The sequence below is a fragment of the Actinomadura sp. KC345 genome, from assembly GCF_004348515.1.
Lineage (GTDB): Bacteria > Actinomycetota > Actinomycetes > Streptosporangiales > Streptosporangiaceae > Spirillospora.
The window spans coordinates 1-22,453 of sequence record NZ_SMKH01000033.1; the positions used below are offsets into that span (position 1 = coordinate 1).

The 22,453-nt window shown below is 71.4% G+C and carries 19 protein-coding genes; 6 read left to right on the forward strand and 13 right to left on the reverse strand.

The annotated features are described in order from the left end of the window. The coding region (locus tag E1281_RS08340; RefSeq protein WP_165958829.1) for an FUSC family protein at positions 1 to 1,917 on the reverse strand (1,917 nt) is incomplete at its 3' end. A gap of 298 nt (positions 1,918 to 2,215) precedes the next feature. On the opposite strand from E1281_RS08340, the gene E1281_RS08345 reads away from it, so the two are divergent. Further along, a complete protein-coding gene (locus E1281_RS08345; protein WP_243716710.1) occupies positions 2,216 to 3,670 on the forward strand; it encodes a benzaldehyde dehydrogenase in 1,455 nt (484 codons plus the stop codon). 313 nt (positions 3,671 to 3,983) lie between these two features. On the opposite strand, the gene E1281_RS08350 is transcribed toward E1281_RS08345, so the two are convergent. The 3 genes from E1281_RS08350 to E1281_RS41135 are packed head-to-tail and all read right to left on the reverse strand — an operon-like array spanning position 3,984 to position 8,397. Beyond that, positions 3,984 to 5,480 carry an MFS transporter gene (locus E1281_RS08350; protein WP_131876616.1) on the reverse strand — a complete coding sequence of 499 codons (1,497 nt, stop codon included), beginning with the start codon at positions 5,478 to 5,480 and terminating at the stop codon, positions 3,984 to 3,986. 49 nt (positions 5,481 to 5,529) lie between these two features. Beyond that, positions 5,530 to 5,775, reverse strand: a complete 246-nt coding sequence (locus tag E1281_RS08355) for a hypothetical protein (protein ID WP_131876618.1) — start codon at positions 5,773 to 5,775, stop codon at positions 5,530 to 5,532. 3 nt (positions 5,776 to 5,778) lie between these two features. Beyond that, complete coding sequence (locus tag E1281_RS41135) at positions 5,779 to 8,397, reverse strand: MFS transporter (RefSeq protein WP_243716708.1); 2,619 nt, start codon at positions 8,395 to 8,397, stop codon at positions 5,779 to 5,781. 145 nt (positions 8,398 to 8,542) lie between these two features. Between E1281_RS41135 and E1281_RS08365 the strand changes: the two genes are divergently transcribed. Then, positions 8,543 to 10,045 (forward strand): potassium/proton antiporter, encoded by a 1,503-nt coding sequence (locus E1281_RS08365; RefSeq protein ID WP_131876619.1) that lies wholly within the window; start codon positions 8,543 to 8,545, stop codon positions 10,043 to 10,045. Position 10,046: 1 nt separating this feature from the next. Here the strand turns inward: E1281_RS08365 and E1281_RS08370 are convergent, their stop codons facing one another. Beyond that, positions 10,047 to 10,682: a pyridoxamine 5'-phosphate oxidase family protein gene (locus E1281_RS08370; RefSeq protein WP_131876621.1), complete on the reverse strand. Its 636-nt coding sequence runs from the start codon at positions 10,680 to 10,682 to the stop codon at positions 10,047 to 10,049. 120 nt (positions 10,683 to 10,802) lie between these two features. On the opposite strand from E1281_RS08370, the gene E1281_RS08375 reads away from it, so the two are divergent. The 3 genes from E1281_RS08375 to E1281_RS08385 all read left to right on the forward strand — a co-directional run bounded on the left by E1281_RS08375 (position 10,803) and on the right by E1281_RS08385 (position 13,039). Then, positions 10,803 to 11,159, forward strand: a complete 357-nt coding sequence (locus tag E1281_RS08375; RefSeq protein WP_131876623.1) for a tetratricopeptide repeat protein — start codon at positions 10,803 to 10,805, stop codon at positions 11,157 to 11,159. Between the two features lie 117 nt (positions 11,160 to 11,276). Beyond that, a complete protein-coding gene (locus tag E1281_RS08380) occupies positions 11,277 to 12,209 on the forward strand; it encodes an ATP-binding cassette domain-containing protein (RefSeq protein WP_131876625.1) in 933 nt (310 codons plus the stop codon). Beyond that, positions 12,206 to 13,039, forward strand: coding sequence for an ABC transporter permease (locus tag E1281_RS08385; protein ID WP_131876626.1), 834 nt, complete (start codon positions 12,206 to 12,208; stop codon positions 13,037 to 13,039). The genes E1281_RS08380 and E1281_RS08385 overlap by 4 nt, the downstream gene beginning before the upstream one ends. A gap of 138 nt (positions 13,040 to 13,177) precedes the next feature. Here the strand turns inward: E1281_RS08385 and E1281_RS08390 are convergent, their stop codons facing one another. The 5 genes from E1281_RS08390 to E1281_RS08410 all read right to left on the reverse strand — a co-directional run bounded on the left by E1281_RS08390 (position 13,178) and on the right by E1281_RS08410 (position 17,237). Continuing rightward, positions 13,178 to 13,492 carry an MOSC domain-containing protein gene (locus tag E1281_RS08390; protein WP_131876627.1) on the reverse strand — a complete coding sequence of 105 codons (315 nt, stop codon included), beginning with the start codon at positions 13,490 to 13,492 and terminating at the stop codon, positions 13,178 to 13,180. Continuing rightward, positions 13,431 to 13,811: a hypothetical protein gene (locus E1281_RS08395; protein WP_131876633.1), complete on the reverse strand. Its 381-nt coding sequence runs from the start codon at positions 13,809 to 13,811 to the stop codon at positions 13,431 to 13,433. Before E1281_RS08395 ends, E1281_RS08390 begins: the two co-directional genes overlap by 62 nt. 284 nt (positions 13,812 to 14,095) lie before the next feature. Next, positions 14,096 to 15,400 carry an alpha/beta hydrolase gene (locus E1281_RS08400; protein WP_131876635.1) on the reverse strand — a complete coding sequence of 435 codons (1,305 nt, stop codon included), beginning with the start codon at positions 15,398 to 15,400 and terminating at the stop codon, positions 14,096 to 14,098. Between the two features lie 141 nt (positions 15,401 to 15,541). Then, positions 15,542 to 16,411: a hypothetical protein gene (locus E1281_RS08405; protein ID WP_131876637.1), complete on the reverse strand. Its 870-nt coding sequence runs from the start codon at positions 16,409 to 16,411 to the stop codon at positions 15,542 to 15,544. Positions 16,412 to 16,454: 43 nt separating this feature from the next. Continuing rightward, entirely contained in the window at positions 16,455 to 17,237 is a 783-nt protein-coding gene (locus E1281_RS08410) for a class I SAM-dependent methyltransferase (RefSeq protein WP_131876638.1), read from the reverse strand. Between the two features lie 1,229 nt (positions 17,238 to 18,466). Between E1281_RS08410 and E1281_RS08415 the strand changes: the two genes are divergently transcribed. Beyond that, positions 18,467 to 19,066 (forward strand): hypothetical protein, encoded by a 600-nt coding sequence (locus tag E1281_RS08415; RefSeq protein ID WP_131876640.1) that lies wholly within the window; start codon positions 18,467 to 18,469, stop codon positions 19,064 to 19,066. 148 nt (positions 19,067 to 19,214) lie between these two features. Here the strand turns inward: E1281_RS08415 and E1281_RS08420 are convergent, their stop codons facing one another. The 3 genes from E1281_RS08420 to E1281_RS08430 are packed head-to-tail and all read right to left on the reverse strand — an operon-like array spanning position 19,215 to position 22,394. Next, a complete protein-coding gene (locus E1281_RS08420) occupies positions 19,215 to 20,375 on the reverse strand; it encodes a sulfotransferase (protein ID WP_131876641.1) in 1,161 nt (386 codons plus the stop codon). Positions 20,376 to 20,388: 13 nt separating this feature from the next. Further along, complete coding sequence (locus E1281_RS08425; RefSeq protein ID WP_131876643.1) at positions 20,389 to 21,174, reverse strand: SDR family oxidoreductase; 786 nt, start codon at positions 21,172 to 21,174, stop codon at positions 20,389 to 20,391. Beyond that, positions 21,174 to 22,394 carry a hypothetical protein gene (locus tag E1281_RS08430; RefSeq protein ID WP_243716709.1) on the reverse strand — a complete coding sequence of 407 codons (1,221 nt, stop codon included), beginning with the start codon at positions 22,392 to 22,394 and terminating at the stop codon, positions 21,174 to 21,176. The genes E1281_RS08425 and E1281_RS08430 overlap by 1 nt, the downstream gene beginning before the upstream one ends. Positions 22,395 to 22,453: the final 59 nt, after the last annotated feature.

Below are 22,453 nucleotides of genomic sequence, written 5' to 3' on the forward strand. Positions count from 1 at the left end.
GTCGGGGGCGGGCCGGGTGGCGGTGCGTTCCAGGGCGTCGGCCAGGCGGTCGAGTGTGCGGGCGGACGGGCCGTTCTCGCCGGCGTTCTCCGAGGCCAGGTCCGTTACCGCGATGAGCCGGTCGCGGATGCGGAGGGAGGCCCGGACCGCCGTGTGCAACTGCCCGGCCTGGACGGTGTCCGGCACCGGCTCGTCCTCCAGCCTGGTCCCGGCGTCGGCGACACCGTCGATGGCCTTCCCCGCGGCGGCCATCTCGTCGACGTCGAGGTCGGACCGCCTGCCGTCGAGCACCGAGGCGGCCGCGCGGGTGAGCGCCGCCATCGCCGTGAGCAGCTCGGTCGTCCTGGCGGGCACCTGCCGCGCGGTCCCCCGGGGCCAGAGCACGCGGGCGCCCAGTGCCGCGATCACGCCTCCGGCGGCGACGAGTTCGATCCGGTCCAACGCCACGGACCAGCGGGACACCTCGGTGAGATCGATCAGCATCATGAGCAGCGGCGCCGAGCACATCGTCCACGCGACGTAGCCGACCGGCCGGAGCGTGAATCCCGCGAGCGCGAACACCAGCATCAGCGCGACGACATGCGGGCGCGCGGGTGCGGCGGCCAGCACGACGGCCGCGATCATGCTGCCCACCGTGTTGCCGATGATCCGCTGCACGACCCGTGGCACGGTCTTGCCGTAGGTGTCGCGCAGGCTGACCAGGACCGTCACCGCCATCCACTGCCCGTGCTGGAGCCGGAAGGCCGCCGTGATCGCCATCGCCGCCGTGACCAGCACGGCGACGCGCGCGGCGTGCCGGAAGCGGGGTGATCGCTCCCGGATCTCGCGGACGAGGGAGGCCGCCGTCTCGCCGGGTTCCAGCCGCGGCCGCTTCCAGTGGACGGAGGGAGCCGGCCGCAGTCCGTCACCGAGTTCGTCCCGGGCCGACTCCAGGGCGCTGTCGATGCGGTCGACGGAGTGGATGATCAGTCGCGGGACGGCCCCGCCACCTGTTCCGTCGCGTGCGTGGTGTGCGAGTTCGGGAACGGTCCGGCGGGCCGGCGCCGCCGTTTCCCGTGCCAGCGCCGTGGACAGCGACCGGACGCCGTGTGCCAGCCCGCGGATCGCGTCGGTGGCGTCGGAGCGCCATGCGTCCGGCGCGGGCCCCCTGTCGACGAGCACATGGATCTGGGCGTGCAGTCCGACGGTCTCCCACACGATCCGGCGCAACGTGTCGAGGATCTGCTGCGGTTGGAGATCCTCCTGGGCGCCGTCCTCGCCGCGGTAGAGGCGGGAGGTGGCGGCGGCATCACCCAAGGCGGTGTCCACATGCCTTCGGGACATCCCCCAGTCACAGGTGCCCGCGGAGTGGACGCCCCCCGTCCAGGCGGACCTCTCCAGGTCGCCGGCCACACAGTCGAGTAACTCGGCAACGGAGCCGGCGGCCCTTCCCAGCGCGTCGTCCAGCGGCCGGAGCCGCCGGGCCGGCCAGGGCGACAGCAGGAGCAGGGCGACCCAGAGCCCGCCGAGGCCCATCAGCAGCATGTTCTCCGGCGGGTGCCCGGGCGGCGGCCGGACGGACGTGAGCAGCACGGCGAACGCCGCCGGCGGCCCGATCCACGAGACCGAGGCCGCCAGGACGACCACGACCGGGAGAACGGCGACGGTCGCCCATGGGTGGCCCGCGAGCAGCCCGCCGAGCGCACCGCCGGCGACGACGACCGCGAGAGAGACGGCCAGGGACCGGGCGCGCTTCCCGTAGGGGCCGCCGCGGCCACCGCCGAAGGCGAGCAGGAACGCTCCGATGGCCCCCAGCGTCCCCTGGTCCATCCGGTCGGTCAGCAGGCCGAGGACCAGCGGGAGGCCCAGGCCGAGGGTGATCGCGAGCCCGTAGACCGGTGTCGCCTCCGCCCTGGCCCGGACCAGCCATTCCCCCAACTTCGGCCGCCCTCCGGTGGACATCTACCTCCGATACTCACCGGCCCTCCCGGCGCTACCACCGTTCCTGGCCACAGAATCGGCAACGCCTTGCCAATGATCTGGACCCCGGCACACGAGTGTCCGGGGACCGGACGGGGCTTAGCCTGTTCCCCATCGGCTATCACGTGCGGAGGCCCGATGCCCCCGGCTGAGTTCGCGCCCCCGGTCGTGGCCACGCCTGCGGCCGGGTCCGAGGCGGCTCAGCCGCGCATGGAGCACCGAGCACTGACACGAAGGAGGAACCGCCGTGGGACTGCTGGACAGCGTCGACTGGCAGGGAAGACTCTTCAAGAACGGTGAGTGGACCGCCGGGCACGGCGGCGACTACCCGGTGGTCGAGCCCGCCACCGGCCGCGAGATCGGCCGGATGGGGAAGCCGACCCCCGAGGACGTCACCGAGGCCGCCGCGAGCGCCGCCGCGGCGCAGCGGGAATGGGCCGCCCTGCCGCACACCGCCCGCGCCGCCGTCCTGCGCAAGGCCGGTGACCTGTGGCAGCGGCACGCCGAGGAGATCAGCGGCTGGAACGTCCGGGAGGTCGGGGCGGTCCCCGGCATGGCCGGGTTCGCCCTGCACGTCGCGTCCGAGGAGTGCTACGAGGCGGCCGGCCTGCCGAGCCGGGCGATCGGCGAGGTGCTGCCGTCGGAGGAGCCGCGGCTGTCCATGGCGCGGCGCGTGCCGGCCGGCGTGGTCGCGGTGATCTCGCCGTTCAACGTGCCGATCATCCTCGGCATCCGCTCGGTCGCCCCGGCGCTCGCGCTCGGCAACGCCGTCGTCCTCAAGCCCGACCCGCGCACCGCGGTCACCGGCGGCACGCTGATGGCCCGCGTGTTCGAGGAGGCCGGGCTGCCCCCGGGCGTGCTCCAGATGCTGCCCGGCGGCGGGGACGTCGGCGAGGCGCTGACCAGCGACCCGAATGTCCGGGTCATCTCCTTCACCGGCTCCACCCCGGTCGGCCGCCGCATCGGGGAGCTGGCGGGCCGCCACCTCAAGCGCGCCCACCTGGAGCTCGGCGGCAACTCCGCGATGCTGGTGCTGGACGACGCCGACGTGGACGCGGCGGTGAACCTGGCCACCTGGGGCTCGTTCTTCCACCAGGGCCAGATCTGCATGACCACCGGCCGCCACCTGATCGCCGACCGCCTCTACGACGACTTCGTCGAGCGGCTCGCCGCCAAGGCCGGCAAGCTCCCGGTCGGCGACCCGTCCGCCGGGGAGGTCGCGCTCGGTCCCGTCATCGACGCCGGCCAGCGCGACAAGATCCACGGCATGGTCACGGCGAGCGTCGACCAGGGCGCGGCGCTGGCGTCCGGCGGGACCTACGAGCAGCTCTTCTACCGGCCGACGGTGCTGGCCGACGTCCCCCTGACCTCCCCCGCCTTCGCCGAGGAGGTCTTCGGCCCGGTCGCCCCGGTCACGCGCGTGGCGTCGGTCGCGGAGGCGGTCGAGCTGGCCGGCGCCGGCGAGTACGGCCTCTCGCTAGGGATCGTGACCCGGGACGTCATGCGCGGGCTGGCCGTGGCCGAGCAGATCCCGACGGGGATCGTCCACATCAACGACCAGACGGTCAACGACGAGGCCAACGCACCCTTCGGCGGCGTGCGGGCATCCGGCACCGGTTCCCGCTTCGGCGGCGCGGCGGCGAACATCGAGGCGTTCACCGAGACGCGCTGGATCACCATGCGCGGCGAACCGCCGCAGTATCCGCTCTGACCCACTGGCAGGGACGTGGCCGGTCGGCGAGAATCCTGTCGCATGACTCTCCCGGCCGGCCCGCGTCCATCTGGCTCGGCGTGCCCTACCTGGCCGTGCCATGGACCACGGTCATGGTGCTGCTCGAACGCGACCGGAGTTCGGCGGGCGCGCTCGCGTTCGGCATCGGCACGGTACTGGTCGTGACGGCCTGGTACGCGCTGCTCTACCGCGTCTGGAGGGGGCCGTCCCGTGGCCACCGTGACGGCGTGGGCGGCGGTCTGCGGGAACGGCCTGGCGCTGGCCGCGGGGATCGCGATGCGCCGCAAGGCCGTCAGGGAGTGGTCCGACGCTCGCTTCCCGCCCGAGCCGCCGGGCGCGAAGGAGTAGCCGGCACGGGCTCGTCGAGGCCGCCGGCCTGGCCGGCCGCCGTCGGGCCGCTCCGGCGCAGGATGGTGAGGGCGATGACGGCGGCGGCGAGCAGGAGGGCGGCGCCGAGCGTCAGGCCGAGCGCGTAGCCGTCGTTGAGGGCCGCGGGCCCGGCGCCGTCGCCGGTGCGGTGGTGGGCGGCGGTGCCGAGGGCGGCGAGCCCGAGCGAGGCGCCGATCTGGCGGGCGCTGTTGAGCAGGCCCGAGGCGGTGCCGGTCTCCTCCGGCGCGACGCCGGAGGTCGCGATGGACGTGACCGGTCCGAGGCAGAGGCCGAAGCCGACGCCGGCGAGGACCGAGGGGCCGAGCACGTCCGTGAGGAAGGCGCCGTCGGGGCTTATCAGGCCGAACCAGGCGAACCCGGCCGCGGTCAGGAACCCGCCGGTGATCAGGAGGGTCCGGGGCGCGAGCCGGTAGCCGAGCCTGATCGCGAGCACGGACCCGGCGACCACCCCGAGGGCGAACGGCAGGAACATGACGCCGGTCAGCGCCGGCCCGTTCTCCAGGACCCGCTGGAGGTAGAGGGACACGAAGTAGAAGGCCGACGCCATGGCCGCGCCGACCAGGAGGATGAACGCGTTCGCGCCGACGACCGAGCGGTTGGCCAGGAGGCCGAGCCGGACCAGCGGTTCGCGGGTGGTGGTCCGCTCGACCTGGACGAACGCGGCCAGCAGGGCGGCCGCCGCCGCCAGGCTCGCCAGGGTGACCGGGGAGGTCCACGCGTACTGGTCGGTGCGGATGACGCCGAACACCAGCAGGGTCATGCCCGCGGTGGCCAGCACGGCGCCGGCCACGTCCGGACGGCCGCCGCGGACGGGAGGCGGCCCGGCCGCGATGCCCCGCCACGCCATGGCCAGCGCGCACGCGACCATCGGCACGTTCACGAACATCACCCAGCGCCAGCCCGCGTACTCGGTGAGCAGGCCGCCGATCAGGACGCCGAGGGCGCCGCCGGCGGCGTTCATCGCGCTCCAGACGCCGAAGGCCCGGACGCGTTCCTTCCCGGACGGGAACGTCGCGGCCAGCAGCGACAGCGCGGCCGGCGCCAGCGCCGCGGCCCCGATGCCCTGCGCGGCACGGGCGGCGACCAGATGGCCCGGTTCCTGGGCGAGGCCCCCGGCGAGGGAGGCGAAGCCGAACAGGCCGAGCCCGAGCAGCAGGACCCGCTTGCGGCCGTACCGGTCGGCGGCCTTGCCGCCCAGCAGGAGCAGCCCCCCGAAGGTGAGGGCGTAGGCGTGGATCACCCAGGTCAGACCCGCCGTGCCGAAGCCGAGCCCGGCGGCGATCTCGGGGAGTCCGACGTTCACGACCGAGAGGTCCAGCGACACCATGAACTGCACGACGGCGACCGCGGCGAGCGTGAGCCCTGGCCGGACGGCCTCCGTTCTCAACTTTTCGAACATGTTCCGAAAGTAGCACCGCGGCGAGCCCGGGTCGAGCGGGAGCCCGTCGCTAGGCGTCTCGGCGGCCGCGCATGGCGCGGAGCAGGCGCAGGGGGAACAGGCCGATGAGGGGGGCGCGCTTGCCCGCGTCCTCGGTGTCCTTGCGGTCGAAGGCCCGGGCGTAGCGCCGGGCGTCGGACGCGGTCGGGTAGACCTTCTCGCCGCCGGTCCCGCACCCGCGGGCGCAGTGCCAGCGCATGGTCTCGCCCTCGGCGGTGAAGCGGTGGTCATGTCCGAGGAGCAGGCAGCGCATCATGGGTCAGTCCGAGTTCGCGTCGGTGGGCCTGGGCGGCGGAGCGTACCGGTTGCGCGCCTGGGGCACGGCCCGTCCCTCGTGGACGGCCTCGCGCAGCGCGGCACGGAACCGGCCGGGCCCCCAGTAGCGGGCGCCGACCAGGTCGGCCAGCTCGGCGCGGCTGATCGCCCCGTGCTCGTAGAGGGCCTGCGAGATGGCGTTGATCTCGCGGTCCAGGACGACGCCGGTGTCGGGCGACCAGCGGCTCGCCGTCCCCATCATCCCCGGTGAGTAGAAGGTCCTGCCGGGGCCGGGGAGCAGGCGGCGCAGCCCCGTGCGCTCCCGGCGCTCGCGGCGCAGGACGCGCTCCCGGATACGCTCGTCGCGCTCCCGGGCCTCCCGCTGCCGTTCCGCCGCCGCGTCGCGCTCGCGCCGCGCCTGCTCGGCCGTGCCCGCCTGCGCGGCGAGGGACTCGGCGGCGGAGCGGTGCTGCGCGGCCTCCATCCGGTCGGCGGCGGACTCGGCGCGCAGCCGGTGGACGTCGGCCTCCCGGTCGTGCCGGGCGGCGGCGTCCTCGTCCCGCTCGGCGCGGGCCACGTGCGCGAGCGCCAGCTCGTCGTGCATCTTCTCCCACTCGTCGAAGGTCTCGGCCTGGTTGCGGGCGATCTGCGCCTCGATCCCCTGGAGGCCGCCCGCCCGGCCCCGGGTCTCCGCCGCCATCGACTGCTGCTCGCGGGCCCGGGCGCGCTCCGCCGCGGCCTCGGCGAGGGCCGCGTGGGACTCCGCGTCCCGCCGGCTCTCGGCGGACAGCGCCGCCATCCGCTCCCGCAGCGAGGCGGCGCGCTCGTCCGCCGCCGCGGCGCGTTCCAGCGCGCCGCGGCGTTCGGCGTCGGTCCGGGCGTCCTCGGCGTCGACCCGCTCGTCGTGGGCGGCGGCCTCCTCGGTGAGGCGCTCGGCGTCCCATTCGGCGGTCTGCGCGAGGACCTCCTCCACCCGCAGCCGTTCGGCGGCGCCGCGATCACCCTCGTCGGCGCGCGGCTTCAACTCGTGGACGGCGGCGCGGTGCTCGGCCGCACGCGCCCGCTGCTCCTCGGCCTGGTGCCGCGCCTCCAGCGCGCGACGGCGCTCCGGCCGCGCCTCCTGCCTGCGCGCCTTCTCGGACGGGACGGGCTCCTCGCTCTCCTTCTCCTCCTCCTCGGCCTCCTCCACGGTGAGCGGCTGGGCGATGCTCTCCAGCGAGGCCTTCTCGGCGCGGACGCCGAAGAACAGCTCGGCGACGCCGCCCAGCGCCATGACCACGGCGCCGATGAAGAACCCGATCGCGACCAGGCTCCCCTCGCCGGTGTCGATCAGCCTGCCGAACAGGAGCGGGCCCGTGATGCCGCCGGCGGCCGTGCCGATCGCGTAGAAGAACGCGATGGCCAGCGCCCGGGTCTCCATGGGGAAGATCTCGCTGACCGTCAGGTAGGCCGAGCTCGCGCCCGCCGAGGCGAAGAAGAACGTCACGCCGATCATCGCCATGAACGTCCACGTGTTCAGCCCGTCGCCGACCAGGAGGAGGCCGAGCACCATGGTGAGGGCCGACGAGATGAAGAACGTCCCGCAGATCATCGGCTTGCGGCCGACCGTGTCGAACAGCCGTCCGAGCAGCAGCGGCCCCAGGAAGTTGCCGAGCGCGAACAGGGCGAAGAAGTACGGCACCGTCCCGGAGGCCACGTCGAACAGCGTGCTCAGGATCGTGCCGAGGTCGAACGTCACCGCGTTGTACAGGAACGCCTGACCCACGAACAGCGCGAACCCGAGCACCGCCCGCCGCGGATAGAGCTTGAACGCGACCTTGGCGATCTCCCGGAAGGGGATCGTCTTGCGCTGCCGGACCGTGATGCTCTCGCCCGGCTCGTCCAGCTCCTGGCGGGTCTCCTCGCGGACCTCGCGTTCGATCCCGTCGACGAGCCGTTCGGCCTGCCCCTCGCGTCCGTGGATGAACATCCAGCGCGGGCTCTCCGGGACGTGCCGCCGGACGAACATGATCACGAAGCCGAGGACGCCGCCCACCCCGAACGCCACGCGCCACCCGACGTCCATGGCGAAGAAGTTCGTGTTCAGGAAGAACACGGCGGCGAGGGCGCCGAGCGCGGCCCCCAGCCAGTAGCTTCCGTTGATGATGATGTCCACCCGGCCGCGGGCGCGGGCCGGGATCAGCTCGTCGATCGCCGAGTTGACGGCCGCGTACTCGCCGCCGATGCCCATCCCGGTGACGAACCGGCACAGGAAGAAGTACCAGGGCGCGAACGCGAACGCGGTGGCGACGGTCGCGAGGACGTAGACGACCAGCGTGATGATGAAGAGCCTCTTGCGGCCGAACCGGTCGGTGAGCTGACCGAACAGCAGCGCGCCGGAGCACGCGCCCGCGACGTAGATCGCCGCCGCGTACCCGATGTGGGCCGGGGTCATGGCGACGCCGCTGCCCTCTTCGGTGAGGCGCGCCGCGACGGACCCGACGATCGTCACCTCGAGCCCGTCGAGGATCCAGACCGTCCCCAGCCCGATGACGATCATCCAGTGGAACCGCGACCAGGGCAGCCGGTCCATGCGCGCGGGGATCTGGGTGGTCACCCTGCCCAAGCGCACGTCCTCGGCCATGGCGGTCGGCTCCATTACAGTCGGTAGTCACCGATGACCCACTCCACCGGATCACCGGTAGGTGGTTCCCCCCAGCCGGAAGACACACCTTTCACGCTGATAAAAACGCGATGACGGCCAACGGCGACGGCAGGGGATGGCGCGGATGACCTTGCAGCAGCTCTACATGGTGCTGCTGGTCGGCGGCTCCGTCCTGCTGGCGGGCATCACCGCGGCCCGCGTCGCGCACGGTGCGGGGCTGCCCAGCCTGCTGTTCTTCCTGGCCCTCGGCCTCATCCTCGGAGAGGGCGGGCTGGGCCTGAACTTCGACGACGCCCAGCTCGCCCAGGCTTTGGGCACCGGCGCGCTCGGCCTCATCCTCATCGAAGGCGGGCTGTCCACGTCATGGGCCGACATGCGGCGGCTGCTGGCGCCCGCCGGGGTGCTGGCCACCGCGGGCGTCGCCGTCTCGATGCTCCTCACCGCGACCGGCGCGCACCTGCTGCTGGGGATGGAGTGGCGCCTGGCGCTGCTGCTCGGCGCGATCGTGTCGTCCACCGACGCCGCGGCGACGTTCGCCGTCCTGCGGTCGCTGCCGCTGCCGTCCAAGGTCCGGGGCCTGCTGGAGGCCGAGTCGGGCCTCAACGACGCCCCCACCATCATCCTGGTGCTGGTGTTCAGCACCGCCGGCGACCTCCCCGGCCCCGGATACGTCGCGGGCAACCTGGTCTACCAGCTGGCCGCCGGCGCGGCCATGGGCCTGATCACCGGGCGCCTCGGCGTCGCCGCGCTGCGGCGCATCGCGCTGCCCGCCACCGGCCTCTACCCGCTGGCCACCGTCGGCTTCGGCGTCATCGCGTTCGCCGCGGCGGGGACGGCGGGCGCCAGCGGCATCATCGCCGCCTACCTGTGCGGGCTGGTGCTGGGCAACTCCCGGCTGCCGCACCGCGCCGCGACCCGGTCGTTCGCCGAGGGCGCCGGCTGGCTGGCCCAGATCGGCCTGTTCGTGATGCTCGGCCTGCTGGTCTCCCCCAGCGAGCTTCCGGAGGCGATCGTGACGGCCATCGTGGTGGGGCTCGTCCTGCTGCTGGTCGCGCGGCCGATCTCGGTGCTGGTGTGCCTTCCGGCGTTCCGCGTCCCGTGGCGCGAGCAGGCGTTCCTCTCCTGGGCGGGGCTGCGCGGCGCCGTGCCGATCGTGCTGGCCACCTTCCCCATCGTCTCCGGGGTGGACGGCGCGCTGGAGCTGCTGCACATCGTGTTCGTGCTGGTCGTGGTGTTCACGCTGATCCAGGGACCGAGCCTGCCCGGGGCGGCGCGGCTGCTCCGCGTGACCCAGCCGGGCCAGGCCCGCGAGGTGAACGTCGAGGCCGCCCCGCTGGACGTGCTCGGCGCCGAGCTGCTCACGCTGACGATCCCGCGCGGCTCCCGCCTGCACGGGGTCGAGATCGCCGAGCTGCGCCTGCCCTCCGCCGCGGTCGTCAGCCTGATCATCCGCGACGGGGCGGCCCTGGTGCCGGGGCCCACCACCGTCCTGGCCGAGGAGGACGAGATCCTCATCGTGGCCACCGAGGCCGTCCGGGAGACGGCCGAGCGACGCCTGCGCGCGGTGGGCCGCCGCGGGCGCCTGGCCTACTGGCTCGGCGAGCGCGGAGATGCGGAGCCCGGCTGAGTCAGTACCGGTTGTTCTCGGCGTCCAGGGCGAGGTCGGCGTCGATCACGTCCGCCGTGACCTCCTTGATGCCGATCTGGTCCTTCGTGATCTGGCCGAGCGTCGGCAGGGACGTGCGGTCCGGCCAGGTCTCGGGCTTCCAGAGCGACGAGCGCAGGAACGCCTTCGAGCAGTGCATGTACAGCTCTTCGACCTGGATGACGACCGCGAGGTGCGGGCGCTTGCCCCGGACCTCCAGGTCGTCGAAGAACGGCGCGTCCGACACGAGCGTCGCGCGGCCGTTGACGCGCAGGGTCTCGTTCATCCCCGGCACCAGGAACAGGAGCCCGGCGCGGGGGTTGCGCAGGAGGTTGCGGAAACTGTCGGTCCGCCGGTTGCCGGGACGGTCGGCGAGCACGAGCGTGTGGTCGTCCAGGACCAGCACCGACCCGGCGGGGTCGCCACGAGGGGAGACGTCGCAGGTGCCGTCCGAATCCGACGTCGCCAGCAGCAGAAGCGGCGAGTGGGCGATGATCGTGCGGGCGTGCTCGTCGATCCGGCCGATGTCCTTGTCGATGACGAACCGGCCGGGCTCCTGCACGATCTCGCGGAGTTCGGCTTCGCTGGCCACCACGCGCATTTCAGGCAGAGTCCCCATTGCAGGGAAGGTAAACCTAAGTTCGTTCATGGTCAAAGCGAACCCCCAGTTCACATGCCAGGAACAACCAGGCCGCCGCCGCGGTTCCTGCGGGTGAATCGACGAAGAGGGGGTCACACGATGACCGTGTACGAGGAGTTCCAGCGGGCGACCCTGTTCTTCGACTCCAAGGACTACATCGGGGCGGCGCGCATCCTGGCCCCGATCGTGGCGGAGCACGGCGAGAACCGGGCGGCCGTCGAGCTGCTCGGCCGGGCCTACTTCCACAGCGCCCAGCTCGGCCGCGCCGAGGAGGCCTTCCGCCGGCTCGTCGACCTGGACCCGTCCAACGGCTGGGCCTACGAGGCGCTGGCCCGCACCCTGGAGCGGCGCACCCGCCCGGACGAGGCCAGGGTCCTCCGCAAGCTGGCCGCCGCCATGGGCGTCGAGCCGGCGGGCGAGGTCGACGTCTCGGTCACGGCCGCCCACCTGGCCTGACCACCCCGGTCCGCCCGGCGCACCTGACTTTCGTCGGGTGCGCCGGGTGGCGATCGGGCACTGCGCGCACCGCCCGCCGCTTCCTAGGTTGCCGGTAGACGACGACTGGGAGCGCGCATGATCACCCTTTCCGGGCTGACCAAACGCTACGGCGGGACGACCGCCGTGGCGGACCTGTCCTTGAAGATCGAACCGGGCCTGGTGACCGGTTTCCTCGGGCCGAACGGAGCGGGGAAGTCCACGACCATGCGGATGATCCTCGGCCTGGACGAGCCGACCGCGGGCGCGGCGCTGGTCTCCGGCCGCCGGTACGCGGAGTTCCGGCACCCGCTGCGCGAGGCCGGGGCCGTGCTGGAGGCCAAGTCCCTGCACCCCGGCCGCGGCGCCCGGAGCCATCTGCTCGCGATGGCGCGCAGCAACGGGATCCCCCGCCGGCGCGTGGACGAGGTGCTGGGCCTGGTCGGGCTGGCGGACGTCGCGGGCAAGCGGGCCGGAACGTACTCGCTGGGGATGGGCCAGCGGCTCGGCATCGCCGGCGCGCTCCTCGGCGACCCGCCGGTCCTGATGTTCGACGAGCCGGTGAACGGCCTGGACCCGGACGGCGTCCGCTGGGTGCGCGAGCTGATGCGCTCCCTGGCCGCGGAGGGCCGGACCGTCTTCGTGTCCAGCCATCTCATGAGCGAGATGGAGATGACCGCCGACCGCCTCGTGGTCATCGGGAAGGGCAGGCTCATCGCCGACGCGCCGATCGCCGAGATCCTCGCCGGAAGCTCCCGGCACCGCGTCAAGGTGCGCGGCCCCCACGCCGAGGGCCTGCGGGAACTGGTCGCCCAACTGGAGCGGCACGGCGTCCGGGCCGAGACGGTCTCGCCCGGGGAGCTGCTGCTCTCGGGCACGACCGTCGAAGCCGTGGGCGAGCTGGCCCACCGCCTAGGGCTCCTCCTGCACGAACTCAGCCCGCAGGACGCCACGCTTGAGCAGGCCTACATGGAACTGACCGCTGGGAGCGTCGAGTTCACGGCGTCCGTGTCCCAAGGAGAGGCCCGATGACCGCAGCCACCGAGGACCGCACGCCCCGCACCGCGACCGGAGGCCGCCCGCTGGGACCCCCGGCCGGGGGCCGTCTCCCGGGCGCGGTGGCCGCCGAGTGGACGAAGGCGTGGACCGTCCGCAGCACCTGGTGGACTCTCTTCGGGGCCGCCGTCCTGATGGGGCTGGCCTGCCTCCAGCTCGCCATCTTCACCGTCAACTCCAACGAGAACGACGACCCGGCGGACGACAGCGGCGTCATCGGGATCGGGACGATCGCGATCGGCGCGGTGGACCTCGTCCAGTTCGTGCTGATCGGGCTGGCGATGGTGCTGGTCACCAGCGAGTACTCCACCGGGACGATCCGCGCGACGCTCCAGTGGATCCCGCGCAGAGGCGAGATGCTGGCGGCCAAGACCCTGGTCGTGGCCGTCATCGGCGGCGTGACCGGGATCGTCCTCGCGGTGGCCGGATCGCTGGGCGCGCTGCCGCTGCTCGGCCACTGGGGCGAACTCAAGCCCGCCGCCTGGCTCGGCGACGTCCTCGCCGTCGGCGCCTACATGACCCTGATCAGCGTCTTCTCCGTGGGCGTCGCCGCCCTGCTGCGCAGCGCCGTGAGCACGCTGATCGTCCTCTTCCTCGTCATCATGGTCGTGCCCGCCAGCCTCCAGGCGAGCAACATCACCGCGTTCGAACGCGTCGCGGACTACATGCCCGCCGTCGCCGGGGCGACGTTCATGCGCGGCGAATCCGACGCCTACCCACCGGCGGTCGGATTGCTGGTGTTCGCCGCCTGGGCGGTGGCCGCACTCGTCGCCGCCCACACCGCCCTGAACCGCCGCGACGCCTGACACCTCTACGGGTCCGGCGTTTCGGAGGCCGGAGTGTCGTTCTGCGCCGGGACCGGTGAGTCCACAGGCATGAGCACGGTCGCGAGCAGCCGCGGCACCCGGAAGAAGGAGTCGCGATCTCGCCGTTCCGCCGCGGGTTCACAGGAGGCGGAACGGGTCCCCCACGTCCACCCGCCCCGGCGTCACCACCTGGGCGTAGACGCCGGCGCACGGACGCGGCCCGAGCCCGGGCAGCGGCTCGACGAGGTTCAGCCGGGCGGGGACCCGCAACGCGCCGGTGTCGCGGGGCAACGCGCCGTGCTCCAGCGTCGGAACCGAGCAGCGCGGCGTCGGCGCCATGACCCGCAGGACGGCCTCGCCGACCACCAGGTCGCGGCCGACCCAGTCGTTCTCACCGAAACCCGGGCCGCCGGTGTCGAGCACGATGTTGGGCCGGTACCGCGCGGCCTCCATGACGCCGCGTTCCCCCCGCCTCGGCGATCCTGTCCAGCGTCGCCGTGCCGACCAGGTGGACGGGCGCGAAGTCGACGAAGGTGCCGGGTGGCGAGCCCTGCCCGAGGACGACCTCCTCGTCCTCCACCTCGGCGGCGACCCCGGCCGCGAGGACCTGGTCGGGGACGGCGCGGGCCAGCGTGGCACCGTCGGGACGGGTATCGGTGAGCGTGACCCGGCGGCCGATCGCCGCGGACAGCTCGGCGTCGGCGCCGGGGTCGCCGCCGCGCACCGTCCGGCCGTCCGGCAGGACGATCCGGATCGCGTGGCCGTCGGCCACCGCCGCCATCGTCAGGAGGGCGCGCCAGAGCCGGGGGCTCTTGGCGCTCGCGATCCGCCCGCTCTCGGCGTCCAGAAGCGCCCAGCCTCGACCGCCGTTCGTCCGGCGCCTCGGGTGGGCGCCCGGAACGTCCGGCGGCCGCGTTCGGAGAGCCGGTCGATGCGGACACCGCGGGCGTCCCCGCCCCGGACGATCGCGGCCGTGATCTCCGTAAGCTACATCCCCTGCCGGCGAACCCGGCCCCGGCCTCCGGCGCGAGAGCGGCGCGAACCTCCCCGACGGGATCAGTTCGGGTGGTCGTTGAGCTGGACGGAGATGCGGTGCTCGCTGGAGGTCCAGCTCGGGACGGCGAGCGCGTCGATGCGGCCCTGGCCACCGCGAGGCCGGGCGACGATCGAGGTGGGACGCCGCCCGGCCGGAACGTAGACGTCCATCCCGGTGATGAACGGCGTGGAGAAGAACGCCGGGATGGGCTCGGTCAGGTCGGTGACGCCGTCGACGCCCGCGTCGTAGGCGAAGATCCCGATGGCGCGCTTGGTGCGCGGGGCGTTGGCGGCGTTCAGGATCTCGCGCCCGTTGACGCGCAGCGAGTCGCCGTCCCCGCCCTGGTCGCCCCACCATTCCTTGTTCCTGCTGATGGTGAGGGCGGAGTGCCGGTCGCCGGTCTCCACGAGCCCGGACAGGCCCTCGCCGGGACGGCTGGTCAGCAGCCGGACGAGCCGGTCGCTGCGGAGGAACGGCTGGAAGTACAGATGGTGGACGGACTCCTCGTTCCACACGACCGCGAACTCGTAGTGGGCGTTGCCGCGAGCCTTGAACGGCCCCCATGCCCCGTCCCCGCCGAGCTCGTAGGCGGCCAGCGGCCGGCGGGACAGGCGCTTACCCGTCAGCGGGTTCACCCGGTAGATCTCCAGCCGGGTCCCCGCCGCGCCGACATTGGACGGGAACAGCACCGCGCGCCCCGACAGGGAGATGTGCCGCTCCGGGACGATCCACGTCGTGCGCGGCGCCCGCCCGTTGAGGAACTCGTAGACCGTCGAGAACGTCTCCGGCGACGTCACGACCTGGGTGTGCGCCTGCCCGGAGAAGTACACGTTCTCGGCGCCCTCGACCCGGCGGTCGGTCGATCCCTCGCCCCACACGGCCAGCGTCGGGACCCCGCCCGGCAGGCTGTCCGAGGTCGCACCATCGAGGTTGACGTAGTGCGCGACGTTCGCCGCCCGCTCCGCCGAGCTTCGCAGGTAGCTCTGCATGAGGGAGGTGCCGAGTGAGTGGGCGAGCAGGTCCACCTGGTCTGCGCGGGTCTCGTCGAGGAGCCGCGCGATGCGGTCGTCCAGGGACGCGAAGACCTGTTCCACGGTGGTCACGGTGAACGTCGAGTCGTACTCGTGGGCTTCGATGTACCGGTCCGGGTATCCGTTGGAGGCCAGGCGCCGCGCCTGGGTCTCGAACTGGCCGGCGGAGCCGCTGAACCCGTGCACGAACACCACGGGACGCGGCCGGTCGCGGCGGCCGTCCGCGTGCGCGGGCGACACGACCGAAGCGGACAACAGCAGGATGCAGAGCAGCGCGATGAGCCTTCGCGACATCGGAACGGACCCTTCTGGCGATCATCCGGGCCCAAAGCGTCCGATCTTGCGGGGACGGCGTCAAGGCTCCCGGCGCCACACTGTGCCCGCTCCCAACTGTGCCCGCTCCCAGTCGCCGCCGAACCGGACGCCGGGCGTCGCTCACCCGATCTCGGCCTCGGCCGGGACGTACTTCGCCTCGATCTGGAACACCGCGAAGTAGTACTCGGGCTCCTCGCATCGGGCACCGCCCCCGCCGTCCGGTTCGGCGGTGAGCCGCTCCGGGTCGATCACCATGAACGCGGTCTCGGCACGGCAGCCGGACAGCACGAAGGCGAAGCGCCGATAGGCGGAACCGCGGGTGCTCGCGTCGGCGTCGAGCCGGGACGCGGCGTCCCCGGGCAGCGACTTCACGAAGTCCTCGAACTGGTCGGGCTGGCTCACCTCGGCTGCCCTCGCGGAGCCGCGCGGCCGGTCGTCCAGCTCCCCGAACTCCACGAGTTCCGCGGGGCTCACCGGATCGGGCCGCCCTGTGCGCGCACCGGCCAGGACGACGTCGTCCGGCGCCTTGGCCTTGTCCACCGCGAACACGGCGAGGTTGTCGAACGGCGCGGTGCACGTCTCGTACGTGTTCGTGTCGGTGAGCTCCGGGCCGAGCTGCCCGGAACCGTAGTCGGCCAGGCGCACGCCGTCCGCGCTGGTGCACCCGCTGCCGAAGGAGAACACCACGACGGCCTCCCGGCCGTAGTCGCGTTCAAGGGCGGCTTCCTGGAACCGCTCGATCTCGCTCTCCCGCGACGTAGAGAACCATGCGCGCACGGCCTTCGCATCGGTACGGCTGCGCAGCACGGTCGCCATCTGCGGCAATCCGGCGCCGCCGTACTGGAAAAACTCCAGCAACTCCGCGTCCACCATCTTGCCGGCCTTGCCCGTCGGCCCAATGGGACCACCGCCCAGCGACGCCACCGCGCCGCCGACCGCGGCCAGCAGCGCGACCACCCCGACGACGACCGCAATTCCGCGTCGTCTCATGCCGGGTTGGACGCCATGGCGCCGGCCGTGGTTCGCGGGCCGGCTACCCCGGCTTGGTGATGCGGATCTTGGATTGGCCGTGCGGGAGTTCTTCCCAGTCGTCCATGAAGCGGGCGGTGAATCCGTGCTTTTCGGCGAGTGCCGTCAGCGTTTCCGTGCGGTAGTAGAAGTCCTCCCGCAGGACGTGGTGTTCGGTCCCTTCGGTGCGGTCGAAGGTGAAGTCGAAGAAGCCTCCCGGGACCATGACGCGTCCGACGTTGGCGAAACATTCGTCGATGACGTCGATCGGCGAGTGGCTGAAGACGCTGTGCGCGTGCACCACCGAGAAGTGGTCGGCCGGGAGGAACCGCAGCTTGAGGTCGTTGACGAGCGTCATGTGCGGGATCTTGTCGCCCAGCCCCTGGCGGACGAGCGTGTTCTGCCCGGCGAGAAGGATGTCGGGCGAGATGTCGATGCCGTAGTAGTTGCCGGTGTCGAGGTAGTCGATGAACCGCCACCCGGCCCGCAGGTTCCCGCAGCCGATCTCCAGCATCCGGTCATCGGGCTTGAGACCGTGCTTGACCAGGTAGTCGAATTGCATCTGGCCGAGCTTGAGCCAGCGCTCATGGGACCGGCTGCCGACCGCGGCCTCCGGATTCTTGGCCGTGTCGGACTTCATCACGGCCCGGTAGTAGGCCACGTGGTCCCGGCTGGAGACGCGCAGTTTCCAATCGCGCGCCGTCCGGGCCAGGTAGGTTTTGATCTTGTCGGGGTTCTGGGCGGCGTATCGGATTTTGTAGGTCAGGCTCGCGCGATTCCTGCGCGCCGGCGGGACCGGTTCGGTCATAGGGCTCGTCCCCTAAAGTGCACTTCGGGAAAGCAGCGTCCAGTACCTGACCGGACATGATGGCACAGGAGCCCTACCCGGACCACCGCATCGATAAGCCAAGCCCACGTGAAGGCTCGGCTAAGCGACCCACCCCTGCCGCAGACTGCTCTCCTCGCCTCTCGGCACGCCTTACCGGCCACCCGGACCGCGAACACGACCTCGCAACAGTGAGGCCACGACCCGTTGGGCTCCCATCCACTGCCGACTCGCCACCCGCCACGCGGTGGACGACTCCCCTCCGCCAGGGCCGCTGTCCTGCGGAAAGACAAGCTCCTCCACTCCCCCCGGGCCGTGGTCGAACGACGAGGTCGCGCAGATAACAGAACTTTCCCGTTCGCTCGCATCGACCGGCGGCCTGGGCAAGGCGGACAAGCAGGCGATCAAGAAAAGCCAGGAGGAGCGGCAACGTGGACCTTCCAACCAGGCCAATTGATAAAGAAGACGCTTCCGGTCGGGCCAGCCGACCGAAAGCGCCACGTACTCCGGCGCCCCACAATGATGCGGTGGACGCGGCCGGTAACTAGTCGCGCTTCTGGTAGAAGTCGCAGTACTTGCACTCGTAGCGAGCGACGTTGTGAGCTGCCCGCCTCATGTCGTGCTTGCCGGTCGGGCTCTTGAGGCAGACACTTTTACGGAAAAAGAGGGCCTGCAGTCTACGCAGCATCTCTGCTCCTAAAATCTGGTTTCTGGCCAGGTTCCTGTGGCCGGCCCCACCCGATTGGCGAGGCCATCCGCTACCGTCCGGATACAAAGCCGGCCGTCAAGCGTCGCCCGCCGACTTCATGACCCCAGGTTCACTTTCCACCAAGAATTAACGGCGCCGCCACTCGCCCTTAACCTTCTACATTCGGAGCGTTAAGTCGATGGCGATCCTGATGGCCGGGCGATCTTCCTTCGGGCTTTCGCTTCTGCGGAGCAAGGGCCCAGATGACCACGCACGAAGCCGATCTGAAGCCGCCGTCCGCTTGACTGCTCGGACGCACCACCACGAACACCGCTCTCAGCACGGACCCAAACACAGCGGACCGCGGCGGCCGACACCCGTAGAAGGAGGCACGGACTGGATGAACTGGAACCCCCCACCGACTCCCGACAGGCCGCCTCACCCCGCCGAAAACGCCATTCCTGTGCCATACCGCCAAACACCGCAACCCCACCGCTCACCCCGCAGGGGGCCGATCCTCGGATTGGTCGTCGTCGGAACAGTGGTGTTCTTCGGCTTGGCCATCATGGTGGGCGCGATGGTCGTCGTCACCTCGGCGCCCCATATCGTCACGCCACCGCCGCCGCGCGCCGGGGATCAGGTCCGGGACCGCGACGCTGAATTCGACGACCGCCTCCTCCCGCAACTCAAGTTCCAGCGCTCGATCATCAAGCACGCCACCGGCGGCGACAACCCCGGCAAGCATATGGCCGTGTATGGAAACGGTTCGGCGAAGTACATGTTCGTCGGAGGGGATGGCGTCGACCAGATTTTCGACCCAGATGAACTGCCCAGCCGCTTCCGTGTAAGCGCGACCTCGGGACTCGGCGATTCGGGGTCCATTGCCGGCGTCATCCCGTTGGACGACGCCGGTGGCTCCGGTAAGGCCGTCTGCGCCACGATCCGCTATCGGAAACCACCACGCGCTGGATACGAGACCGCGATCTGCGCATGGGCCACGAGAGTGACATTTGGAACGATCATGCCGATCTCCGGCGCCGGCACATCGAGCCAGGGTCGCACCTTCAGTCACACCGCCGTCGCGTCCACCATGCGTCAGATGCGCGGCGACCTCGAAGACTAGACGGGCGAATCAAGTGACTTGTAGACGGCTACGTCGGGGGGCACCCCACGTGGTCTCCGAGTCCGGCCTGAGAGACGGGTGGCGCCGTTCCTGATGGACGACGGGTGAGGGGTGCCGGACGTCGTCCGCCTGCAGCGGCCGTCTGGTTCTAGGTCGTCGAGTCCGAGGCGTGATCGGAGAACTGCTCGTCCACCTGGTCGGGGGCCAGGCCGAAGTCTTCGAGGGCGTAGCGGTGGGCCGGTTTGGCGGCGCCGGTGGCGCTTTCCTTGTGGAGATCCGCCATCGCCGTCCGGGCGTCTTCGCTGAACGGGAGCCCGAAGTGCCGATAGACGTTTTCCACCGTTCCGATCGGGTCGCGGATGAAGTCGTCGTAGTGGACGTCCACGAATTGCGCGGGGTCGTGCCTGGACCGTTCGGCGCGGAACTGCCGGAGACCGCGGCTCCACAGTTCGAGCTGGTCACGGCCGATCGTCGCGCCGGCGAAGACGTCCGACCAGCCCTCGGTGGCGTGGGCGGCGAGGCTGCACATGGACGCCATCGCGGTACGCGGGTTCCGGTGCGTCTGGACGATCAGCGCGTCGGGGTAGACGTCCAGCAGCGCGTCCAGGGCGAACAGGTGGCTGGGGTTCTTCAGCACCCAGCGCCGCCCCGGGTCGTTCAGGCCGATGAGCTGCAGGTTGCGGCGGTGCCTGCGGTAGGCGGGCGTCCAGTCCTGGCCGGCGAGCCAGGACGAGTAGGTCGGCAGGTGGGCCAGGCATTCGAAGGAGATCGACACCATGTTCTGGCGGAGGAGCTGCCAGCACTCTTCGACGGAGTCCGCCGAGATGTAGTGGACGCCCATGAACTCGGGGTTCTCGATGTGGTGGCGGCGGTATCCGGCGTCGATGGCCTGGAAGACCGGGTCGTCCGCCCAGGTCTCGCGGGGCGGGCGCGGCTGCGGCACCTCGGCGAGCCACAGGTCGAGGCCCTGGTGGGCGGGGTCGGCGGTGAGGAGCCGGTGCAGCGCGGTGGTGCCGGTGCGCGGCAGGCCGGTGACGAAGACGGGACGCTCGATGGGGACGTCGGCGTGCTCGGGGTGGCGCCGCCAGGCCGCCTCGGAGAACTGCCGCGCGGCCAGCGCGCCGCGCACCATCGCGCGCTGCGCCTTGTTGCCGAGCGGCGTGAGCGAAGCGTCTTTGGCCAGGGACTCCAGGAGGACTTTCAAGCCTTCGAGGTAGTCGCCCTCGCCGAAGTCCTCCATGCCGGTGATCTTGCGGGCGGAGGCGTGAAGGTCCTCGACCGTGCCGACGCCGTCGCGGCCTGAGCTCATCCGTGCGCCTTTCTCAGTGGTGCCATTCGCCGGAGTTGACGTCCAGGCATTGCCCGGTGATCGCGCGGGCCAAGGGCGACAGCATGAACACGACGGCGTCGGCCACCTCGTCGGGTTCCGGCAGTTTGCCCAGGTCGGTGGTCGCGGCGTTCTCGTCGTAGATCTGCTGGGACGTGACGCCGCGCTTCTTGGCGAGGTGGTTGAAATACCACTTGAGGTTGTCGGCCCAGATATATCCGGGGGCGATCGTGTTGACGCGGACGCCGCGCGGGCCGAGTTCGGTCGCGAGGTTCTGCGCCATGGCGAGAAGTGCGGCCTTGGCCATCTTGTAGGCGCCGAACGTCCTGCGGGAATGCCGCAGGACCGCCGAATTCACCATCACGACGGAGCCGTTGCCCTCTTCGAGGGCCGGAACGAAGAGGCGGGTGAGGTGGAGGGCGGCGAGGACGTTCGTCTCGAATCCGCGCCTGACCGCGTCGAGGTCGACCTTGGTGAGGTCTTTCAGCGGCGGGGTCGCGAAGGCATTGTTGACGAGGCCGTCGACCCGTCCGAACGAGTTGTGCGCAGCTTCGGCCAGGTGTTCGGCCGCCGCCGGATCGTTGATGTCGGTCGGGACGGCGACCGCACGACGGCCGATTTCCTCGACTTCCTTGGCGACCTCTTTGAGCCGCTCCTCGTTGCGGGCAGCGAGCACGACATCGGCGCCGGCCTTTGCGCATTGAATCGCGAGGCCGCGTCCCAGACCGGGCCCGACACCGGAGATCACGACGACGCGGTCTTCCAGGAGTTCCGGGGCCATCAGCCGAGCATCCTCTTGGCGACCGCGACCTGCCGGGCGGTGATCCGTTCCTTCCACTCCTGCTCGGTGACCCGCTGCCGCTCGTAATGCGGAAGGCGGCTCGGCAGCTCGTCGAACCGCATCACCTCGAAGGTCGGACCGTCCTCGGGGGTGAGGTCACGAGTGAGCCGCTGCCACCGGAACTGGAGATAGCCGCGACTATGCCCGGTGCGCTCGATCCAGTTGGCGAGGCCGGGATCGCGCTCGCTGACGACGTACCGGATCATGCCGTCCTCGTCCACGCGCGCCTGGTCGGCGGTGAGGCTGGTCTGGTGGTTGATGTAGTCGAGCGAGACGTACCACATGCTGCCGAGCTGGAACCCCTGGTAGGGGGCCACTTCCCGGTCGGCCGCCGGCGCGGTGATCACCATGACCTCGTCGTCGGCCAGGTCGTAGTGCCCGACGGACGAGAACTGCGTGGCCAGCCCGCCGGGCGTGGCGCGCGGCTCGGTCAGCGTGTTCACCGGCAGCTTCAGGTAATGCCATTCGGGGAACGCGAGGAAGGTGCGGATCCGCGCCACCAGCATCTTCCCGGCCACCGCGTACCGCCGAGCCATACGATCGGACGGGACGGACGGCGGGGACGTGCCGAGCGTGTCGGCCCGATGGATGCGGATCTCCCCTGGCCGCTCGTTCTCCCAGTCGCTGAACACCTCACGCACGATCAGCATCGCGGAACCAGGAGCCACCGGGACGTAGCCGGGGCCCGCGTCCTCTTTGGGCGGCCCGAACGTGAGCTGGAACGTCCCGTCCTCGGCGATGTCCAGCTCGCGGTCATCGAACGCGGTGAGGCTGTCGGGCGACTGAGCGGGCGAGTAGTCACCGTTCATGATCTGGAAACTCAGATCAGCGGTCGTACCACGCCGCCCGGTGACGACGTACTCCGCGTCGTCCCGGATATAAGCGTGAAAGTAGAGCGTGTCCGGGTTGTCGAGACCGAGCTTGGTGTAGGGCCCGGTGGACGAGGCGAAGTACGGATAGTCGTGCTGGTAGGCCTGCACCATGTGCAAGGACGCCTTGATGCTCCCGGCGAGGTAGTCCAGCCCCTCCGCGAGATCCTGGTCGGTCTTGACGTGCGGCGCTTCACGGATGATCCGCTCGGCCTCGGCGACCGCCTCGGCGAACGATCGCGTGGCCGAGGCGGCTTCACTGGTCTGACCTGCGGCTGATTCGATGGCCACCGGACTCCCCTGGGATTCGCGTCATCGCGTTGGGTAGACGGAGCCTCCCTGCGCTGCGC

Coding starts and splice junctions, on each gene's coding strand:
- E1281_RS41135 (WP_243716708.1), bottom strand. CDS start 8,397: ATGGCCGAGGACGTGCGCTTGGGCAGGGTGACCACCCAGATCCCCGCG.
- E1281_RS08365 (WP_131876619.1), top strand. CDS start 8,543: ATGACCTTGCAGCAGCTCTACATGGTGCTGCTGGTCGGCGGCTCCGTC.
- E1281_RS08400 (WP_131876635.1), bottom strand. CDS start 15,400: ATGTCGCGAAGGCTCATCGCGCTGCTCTGCATCCTGCTGTTGTCCGCT.
- E1281_RS08350 (WP_131876616.1), bottom strand. CDS start 5,480: ATGTTCGAAAAGTTGAGAACGGAGGCCGTCCGGCCAGGGCTCACGCTC.
- E1281_RS08390 (WP_131876627.1), bottom strand. CDS start 13,492: ATGGAGGCCGCGCGGTACCGGCCCAACATCGTGCTCGACACCGGCGGC.
- E1281_RS08355 (WP_131876618.1), bottom strand. CDS start 5,775: ATGATGCGCTGCCTGCTCCTCGGACATGACCACCGCTTCACCGCCGAG.
- E1281_RS08375 (WP_131876623.1), top strand. CDS start 10,803: ATGACCGTGTACGAGGAGTTCCAGCGGGCGACCCTGTTCTTCGACTCC.
- E1281_RS08380 (WP_131876625.1), top strand. CDS start 11,277: ATGATCACCCTTTCCGGGCTGACCAAACGCTACGGCGGGACGACCGCC.
- E1281_RS08385 (WP_131876626.1), top strand. CDS start 12,206: ATGACCGCAGCCACCGAGGACCGCACGCCCCGCACCGCGACCGGAGGC.
- E1281_RS08420 (WP_131876641.1), bottom strand. CDS start 20,375: ATGAGCTCAGGCCGCGACGGCGTCGGCACGGTCGAGGACCTTCACGCC.
- E1281_RS08370 (WP_131876621.1), bottom strand. CDS start 10,682: ATGGGGACTCTGCCTGAAATGCGCGTGGTGGCCAGCGAAGCCGAACTC.
- E1281_RS08410 (WP_131876638.1), bottom strand. CDS start 17,237: ATGACCGAACCGGTCCCGCCGGCGCGCAGGAATCGCGCGAGCCTGACC.
- E1281_RS08425 (WP_131876643.1), bottom strand. CDS start 21,174: ATGGCCCCGGAACTCCTGGAAGACCGCGTCGTCGTGATCTCCGGTGTC.
- E1281_RS08405 (WP_131876637.1), bottom strand. CDS start 16,411: ATGAGACGACGCGGAATTGCGGTCGTCGTCGGGGTGGTCGCGCTGCTG.